This window comes from Pseudoalteromonas sp. APC 3694, assembly GCF_030407565.1.
In the GTDB taxonomy this organism is placed as follows: domain Bacteria; phylum Pseudomonadota; class Gammaproteobacteria; order Enterobacterales; family Alteromonadaceae; genus Pseudoalteromonas; species Pseudoalteromonas tetraodonis.
The window spans coordinates 1-6860 of the sequence record NZ_JASDDE010000098.1 but is presented as its reverse complement, the minus strand read 5'-3'; the positions used below and the strand labels follow the sequence as shown (position 1 = coordinate 6860).

General features: G+C 41.5%; 8 protein-coding genes and 1 pseudogene. 5 read left to right on the top strand and 4 right to left on the bottom strand.

Going from position 1 to position 6860, the window contains the following annotated elements; all coding sequences use genetic code 11:
- The first annotated feature begins 497 nt into the window (after positions 1-497).
- Genes QMA00_RS18315 through gpsA form a run of 4 tightly spaced genes read left to right on the top strand, consistent with a single transcriptional unit; the run spans position 498 to position 2760 of the window.
- Entirely contained in the window at positions 498-929 is a 432-nt protein-coding gene (locus QMA00_RS18315) for a rhodanese-like domain-containing protein (protein ID WP_013465947.1), read from the top strand.
- A 32-nt stretch (positions 930-961) separates the two neighbouring features.
- Entirely contained in the window at positions 962-1219 is a 258-nt protein-coding gene (grxC, locus tag QMA00_RS18310) for a glutaredoxin 3 (protein ID WP_016899746.1), read from the top strand.
- 38 nt (positions 1220-1257) lie between these two features.
- Positions 1258-1749, top strand: coding sequence for a protein-export chaperone SecB (gene secB / locus QMA00_RS18305; protein WP_076921894.1), 492 nt, complete (start codon positions 1258-1260; stop codon positions 1747-1749).
- 3 nt (positions 1750-1752) lie between these two features.
- On the top strand, positions 1753-2760 hold the full coding sequence (gene gpsA, locus QMA00_RS18300) for an NAD(P)H-dependent glycerol-3-phosphate dehydrogenase (protein ID WP_076921895.1): 1008 nt from the start codon (positions 1753-1755) through the stop codon (positions 2758-2760).
- Between the two features lie 70 nt (positions 2761-2830).
- Here gpsA and trmL read toward each other — a convergent pair whose 3' ends face one another.
- A complete protein-coding gene (gene trmL / locus QMA00_RS18295; RefSeq protein ID WP_013465943.1) occupies positions 2831-3295 on the bottom strand; it encodes a tRNA (uridine(34)/cytosine(34)/5-carboxymethylaminomethyluridine(34)-2'-O)-methyltransferase TrmL in 465 nt (154 codons plus the stop codon).
- A 157-nt stretch (positions 3296-3452) separates the two neighbouring features.
- Between trmL and QMA00_RS18290 the strand changes: the two genes are divergently transcribed.
- Complete coding sequence (locus QMA00_RS18290) at positions 3453-4283, top strand: cation diffusion facilitator family transporter (RefSeq protein ID WP_076916062.1); 831 nt, start codon at positions 3453-3455, stop codon at positions 4281-4283.
- Here QMA00_RS18290 and QMA00_RS18285 read toward each other — a convergent pair.
- From QMA00_RS18285 to QMA00_RS18275, 3 genes and pseudogenes are all read right to left on the bottom strand, one after another.
- Entirely contained in the window at positions 4280-5224 is a 945-nt protein-coding gene (locus QMA00_RS18285) for an alpha/beta fold hydrolase (protein WP_008114910.1), read from the bottom strand. The genes QMA00_RS18290 and QMA00_RS18285 overlap by 4 nt on opposite strands.
- The gene (locus QMA00_RS18280) at positions 5214-6641 is read right to left on the bottom strand and encodes an ATP-binding protein (RefSeq protein WP_290158392.1); all 1428 of its coding nucleotides are present in this window, start codon (positions 6639-6641) and stop codon (positions 5214-5216) included. The genes QMA00_RS18285 and QMA00_RS18280 overlap by 11 nt, the downstream gene beginning before the upstream one ends.
- A pseudogene (locus tag QMA00_RS18275) lies at positions 6619-6807 on the bottom strand (winged helix-turn-helix domain-containing protein); the annotation flags it as partial. The pseudogene QMA00_RS18275 and the gene QMA00_RS18280, both read right to left, overlap by 23 nt.
- Positions 6808-6860 lie beyond the last annotated feature (53 nt).

The following is a 6860-nucleotide window of genomic DNA, read 5'->3' as shown; positions in this document are numbered from 1 at the left end:
TAGGCTCTGCCTTGCCTAAATACCAAACAGGCTGCTGCAAATTTAACCTTGAAAGATCAACAGACCCTAGCGTTGCTAAAATACACGCTAACATTAATGCCAACATGCCAAGTCTTAGCATACCGCGTTTTATAGCTAGGATCAGCAATGAAAAGAAGATATTAAAAATTTTCAATTAGGATTGGCTAAATTGAAAACTTTAAAGGGCTAGGTTATTTTTCAGTTAAAAAGAGTAGAGCATTGTGGCTTTCAAGCGTGCTTAAACTCGCATTTTTAGCTGATTTGGGTATACTTGCGCGGCTAATCTCTATTTTATTCAAGTATTGAATAGGGTTGTGGGGTAAGTTAAACCTATCTTGTAGGTGAAAATTCAGAGTAGCCTAACAGCGCTCTATTGATTTGCTGATGAGTGACTGCTCATTGTGCAAGTGCAATTGGTAAGAATTTAAAATATCTAAAACATCCGTTTTAGTATGTAACTTTATAGTGGAAGTCGAATGGATCAATATATTGAATTTGTCTCAAACCATCCAATTCTAAGCCTAGCTTGGGTTGCGATTGCGTTTCTAATTATTAGTGGCGCAATAAAAAGTAAATTTTCAGCAATTCGTCAAATCAATCCTCAGCAGTTAACGTTACTTATTAACCGCGAAGACGGCCAGGTTGTTGATATGCGTGGGCAAAAAGAGTTTAAAACCGGCCATATTGCCGGTGCTGTGCACTTAAACCCAGAAAAAGCTAAAGAATCTGATTTCTCGACCCTTGAAAAGTATAAGAGCAAACCCATTATAGTGGTATGTGCTGCAGGCATGACTGCTTCAGGTGTTGCAACCGCAATGCATAAAGCAGGCTATGAACAGGTTTATGTTTTATCTGGCGGTATGGGTGCGTGGCAATCAGCAAGTCTGCCAACAACAAGCGGTCGCTAATATCTCTTAGCTAAACCGATTAAGGATTAATTATGAGTAACGTTGTTTTATACACCAAAGGATATTGTCCTTTTTGTCATCGCGCATTAGCGCTGTTAGACAGCAAAGGTGTAAAATACACAAATATTGATATTGGCGTTCAGCCAGAGCTTCGCGATGAAATGATCGCCAAAGCCGGTGGCGCAAGCACGGTTCCACAAATTTTTATCAACGATGAACACATCGGTGGCTGTGACGACATGATGGCACTAGAAGCGCAAGGTCACCTTGATGCTAAGCTCAGTGCTTAATTTAATTAATTATAATAAATAACAGGTTAGGAATAACAATGAACGAACAAAATCAAAACGCAGCAGCAGCAGAAGCTGATGCAGGTGCACAGTTTACTATCCAACGTATTTACACTAAAGATGTATCGTTTGAAACGCCAAATTCGCCGGCTATTTTTCAAAAAGAGTGGGCTCCAGAAGTAAAATTAGATTTAGATACGCGCTCTAACAAGCTTGATGAAGGTGTTTACGAAGTTGTGCTTGCACTAACTGTAACGGCATCTATCGGTGAAGAAACTGCGTTTTTATGTGAAATTCAACAAGCAGGTATCTTTACGATTGCTGACGTTGAAGAAATGCAATTAGCGCATATGCTAGGTGCATTTTGCCCTAACGTGTTATTCCCATATGCACGTGAAGCGGTATCTAACTTAGTAAATCGTGGTACGTTCCCACAACTTAATCTTGCGCCAGTTAACTTTGACGCATTATTTGCACAGTACATGCAGCAACGCACAGCGCAAGCTGAGCAGGCTACAGCAGACGCTTAATTTATGAATACAGCCACATCAGCTGTTACTGTTTTAGGGGCGGGGTCGTATGGCACCGCCCTTGCTATTTGTTTAGCCCGAAATGGTCACAAAGTGACTTTATGGGGACGCAATAGCCAAGACGTTGCGACGCTTGCAGCTGAGCGAAAAAATCAACGTTACTTACCTGATATTCCTTTTCCTGACACCTTAATCCTTGAAGCAGATTTACAGCGTGCAACGCAAAGTAGCGATATTGTTTTAGTTGTTGTGCCAAGCCACGCATTTGCTGACACATTAAAGCAAATTAAACCGGCTTTGCGCCCAAATGCAAAAGTAGCATGGGCCACCAAAGGGCTAGAGCCAAATACTGGGCGTTTGTTACAAGAAGTAGCAGTGCAAGAGCTAGGTGAAGAGGTGCCATTAGCGGTGCTTTCAGGGCCAACTTTTGCCAAAGAAATGGCGATGGGATCACCAACCGCTATTTCGGTGTCATCAACGTCATCAGCATTTGCGAAACAAATTGCCGATTTATTACATTGCGGTCGCTCGTTTAGGGTGTATAACAATGATGATTTTATTGGTATACAGCTTGGTGGTGCGGTTAAAAACGTAATTGCTATTGGTGCAGGGATTTCTGATGGAGTAGGGTTTGGTGCAAATGCACGTACCGCGCTTATTACCCGTGGTTTAGCAGAGTTATCGCGTTTGGGTTGTGCCCTAGGTGCAAAACCTGAAACCTTTATGGGCATGGCTGGGTTAGGTGATTTAATTCTGACCTGTACCGATAACCAATCGCGCAATCGCCGTTTTGGTTTAGCCTTAGGCAAAGGTGAGAGTGTTGATGATGCCATTGCATCAATCGGCCAAGTGGTTGAAGGATTTAGAAATACCAAAGAAGTGTATTTACTCGCGCAGCGTGCTGGTGTTGAAATGCCAATTACCGAGCAAATATACAAAGTACTCTATGAAAATAAAGACATGAAAGCAGCTGCTATGGCCTTATTAGGTCGTGAACAAAAGTCAGAATAAAACGAACTGCTAGGTTTTAGGTGACAGGTATTTTTGTTTACCTAAAACCTAAAACCTAAAACCTAAAACCTTATTGGGCGTTTACAAAGCCAAGCTGGCGCCAAGATTCATACACAAACACAGCTACTGCATTAGACAGATTCATACTGCGACTATCGGCTTGCATAGGTATACGCACGCGTTGCTCGTTTGGCAGTGCTTGAATCATGTCATCAGGTAAGCCTCGGGTTTCTGGGCCGAATACTAAGCAATCACCCGCTTCATACTGTGCTTGGTGATGAAATTGGCTACCTTTAGTAGTGCAAGCATACACCTTTTTAGGTTGGCACTTTTCTAAGTAAGCATCAAATGAGGCATGGCGTTGTACATGGCTAAATTCGTGATAGTCAAGTCCAGCGCGTTTTACACGTTTGTCATCCCACTCAAACCCTAACGGTTCAATTAAATGCAATGAATAGCCAGTATTGGCACATAAACGAATGATATTCCCGGTGTTAGGCGGAATTTCAGGTTGGTATAAAACAATATCCAGCACAATAAGCCCTATAAAATCTTTAATTTGACTGGCTCAGTATACACGAACAATGAATAAAAAATGATATACTACAAACATTAAATACAACTTACACTTGGACAGATACGTGCATAATCGCAGTTATGAATTTTGGGTCAAAGCTTCAAGCATAGTGACCATGGTCATGGTGAGCCTAATGATTGCGACCAAAGCATGGGCTTGGCTGGCGTCGGGTTCGGCGTCAATGCTTGGCTCATTAACCGACTCATTAATGGATATTACCGCGACGCTAATGAGCTTTTTAGTTTTATCGTATGCACTGCGTCCTGCGGATGATGACCACCGGTTTGGTCACGGTAAAGCGGAGGCGCTTGCAGGGTTAGGCCAAGCTGCATTTATTGCGGGCTCGGGCTGTTTATTAATGTTTCATGGTATCGAGCGATTAATAAACCCAGTAGAACTTTCGCACTCATTATTAGGTGTATGGGTGAGTATTTTTGCCATTGCTTGTACCTTGGTAATTGTATTTGTGCAAAATAAAGTCGTGAAGCACACAGAATCAATCGCTATAAAAGCCGACTCCGTTCACTACAAGGGCGATTTAATTTTAAATGCGGCGGTATTGCTTGCTATTTTACTCGCCTACTATGGCGTACTGTATGCCGACCCATTGTTTGCTATCGGTGTGGCAGGTTATTTATTGTATAACAGTTGGGATATAGCAACCGAAAGTGCCTCGCATTTAATGGACAAAGAGCTACCCGATGAAGAAAAGCAAAGTATTTTTGAAATAGCGCGTAACCATAATGATGTTTATGGGGTGCACGGTATTCGCACTCGACAGGGCGGTAAAGTTAAGTTTATTCAACTGCATTTAGAGCTTGATGACAATTTACCGCTTATTCGTGCCCATAAAGTGGCAGATGAAGTGGAGCTGATGATCACTCAGCAATTTGAATCTGAAGTTGATATTTTGATTCACCTAGATCCGCTGTCGCTTAGTAGTTAACCTATTGAATCACAAAATTTATAAAGGCTTGTTAGCAATGGTTGGCGAATTTCGTCCCGCTCAAAAAACAGCTCGTGCTTAGCCCCTTTAAACTGCTTTATTAGGGTGTTTTTATGTCGGCTTGCAAGCTTATGCTGAGCTTGGTTATCAACCACTTCGTCATTTTCTGCGCTGGCTATAAATAACGGGGTTGTTATGGATAGTTTATCGAGCGCTTTAATAAATGAAAAAACAGTATGCAGCCAGCCATAGGTAACACCGCCTAATTGTAATAGTGGCGTTTGCTGATAAGTTGCCCTAAATTGATCATAGCGTATTTGGCTACTGGTTAAAGTGTTAAGCGCAAACTCTTCAGGTGTATAATCGCTTTGTCCTAACGCATAACACCCTGAGAACCCTAATAATGACGCACTGGCGGCGATAAACTGTGCTACGGGTTTTGGTATTCCTTTAGTATGAATATCAAACATGGGCGCAGATAAAAACGCCCCACTAAAGTCATGTGAGTAACGTGCTAAGTAATCAAACGCAATAGCGCCGCCCATTGAATGGCTAAGCAGTAGTTTTTTACCTTGCCAATGCTGCTTTACCACCTCAAGATTGAATTGATTGAGATCGTGACTGTAATCTTCAAATTGTTTGACATAGCCTTTATGGGGGTTTTTTAATAACCGATAAGAGCGTCCTTGGCCTTGGTGATCAACAATAAAAACAGCAAAATTATTACAATAAAGCTCCCAAAGCAGCTCTTTGTATTTATCGAGTCCTTCAATGCGCCCAGAACTAATAACAATGGCAGTGTGAGCCTGTTTAGGCTTAGCGTAAGCATAAAATAATTTACCGGCAGCCGTGCTTAAATAGGCTTTTTTGAGTGTATTAGTATAAAACTCATTAATGGCAGGCAGGTTATTTTCAAGCTCGCTTTCATTGCTATAAAACATGGTCTCTCTTTTGTATTGGTAAGCTTATCTCAACGCATAACCCGCCAGCGTCCTTATTTGATAAAGCTAAATTTCCGCCGTGGGCAATCACCGCACTTTTTGCAATGGCTAAACCCAGCCCAGTGCCGCCGCTGACTCGGTCGCGGGCGTCTGATTGCCTAAAAAATGGCTCACATAGTTTATCAAGTTGCGCTGCGGGAACGCCAGGGCCGTCATCACATATTTGTATAGTGATGATATCACTGTGTTTTAAGGTGATGCTAATAGTATGTTGTGCGTATTTAATTGCATTACGTAAAATATTTTCTAGAGCACTGGCAATCAGCATTTCGTCGCACTCTATATTTACCTCAGCATCACCTTGAATATGCAGCGTTTTATTGTGCTGTTTTGCTTCAAACTGAGCATCGTTAATCACATGGTCAACAATAACTTGTAACGACTGCGCCTGCAGTGATAAAGGTTGGCTATTGGCTTCTAAGCGCGATACCTGCAATACATCGGCTATCATTTTATCAAGTTGATTTGCTTCTTTTTCAATACGCAATAAATACGATTGGCTGGCTTCACTCGCTTGCATTTGCGCCAGCCCTGTGGCCATTTTTAAGCGTGTTAGTGGGGAGCGCAATTCATGGGATATATCGGCAAGTAAACGCTTTTGAGCGCTAAGTAGTTGCTCTAATTGATCAGCCATACGGTTAAAATCGCGTCCTAAAACTCCAAGCTCATCTTTTCGTTGGCTATTTATTGCCGCGCGCGCACTTAAATCGCCATTTGAGAGCCTAATTGCGGCTTGTTTTAAGCTATTTATAGGGGCAATTAAGTTACGACTAAATAAAAAGCTTAATGTAAGTGAGGCGATAATGGCGATAGAAATTTTTAACCAAACCGGCAACAATCTTAAGCCAATAAAGAGCGGTCGCTGTTGATTTATATCGATTTCATATAACGCAAATTCGCCTTCAGGTACTCGAATGCGCACAGGGCCAAAAGCTTGGTAATATTCAGTAAAAATAATTTGAGGTGGCATGCCTTCACTAAAGTTCAGTAAGCTAAAATCAATATTATTCTCAACTTTTTTACTGATCAAAAACTCATCACTACTTAGTGAATTTAAATAAAGTAACTTGCGCTTACTTAAACGCGGGTGAGTAATAATGTCATGAATAGATCGCTTGTGTTTATGTGCACTACGTTCGATACCTCGAGCCAAGTGTTCTAGATTTTTTTGCATGGGCCCTTTTAGGGGGTCATGGCTAATAGCATTGATCAGCGAAATATTACTTAAGAAAAATAGCGCAGTAAAAGTGCCAATGATCGTTAGCCAAAACCAAGCAAAGACTTTAAAAAACAAATAATGTCGAGGGTGTCTTAACCAGCTAAAACGCGTTACTTTACTCTCCTTGGATAAAGACATAACCCGTCCCTCGAATAGTTTTAATTTTTTCCCCCGCGATATGCTCGGCTATTTTTTTTCGAATATTACTCACATGCATATCAATAGAGCGATCAAATGACGCTAAACGCCGTCCTAGTACCTCTTCGCTTATTTGCTCTTTGCTAATTACATCTGGCGCGTGTTTTACTAGGGGCTGTTGATCTTTGTAGTACATATATCAATCAGCCCACATTGGTA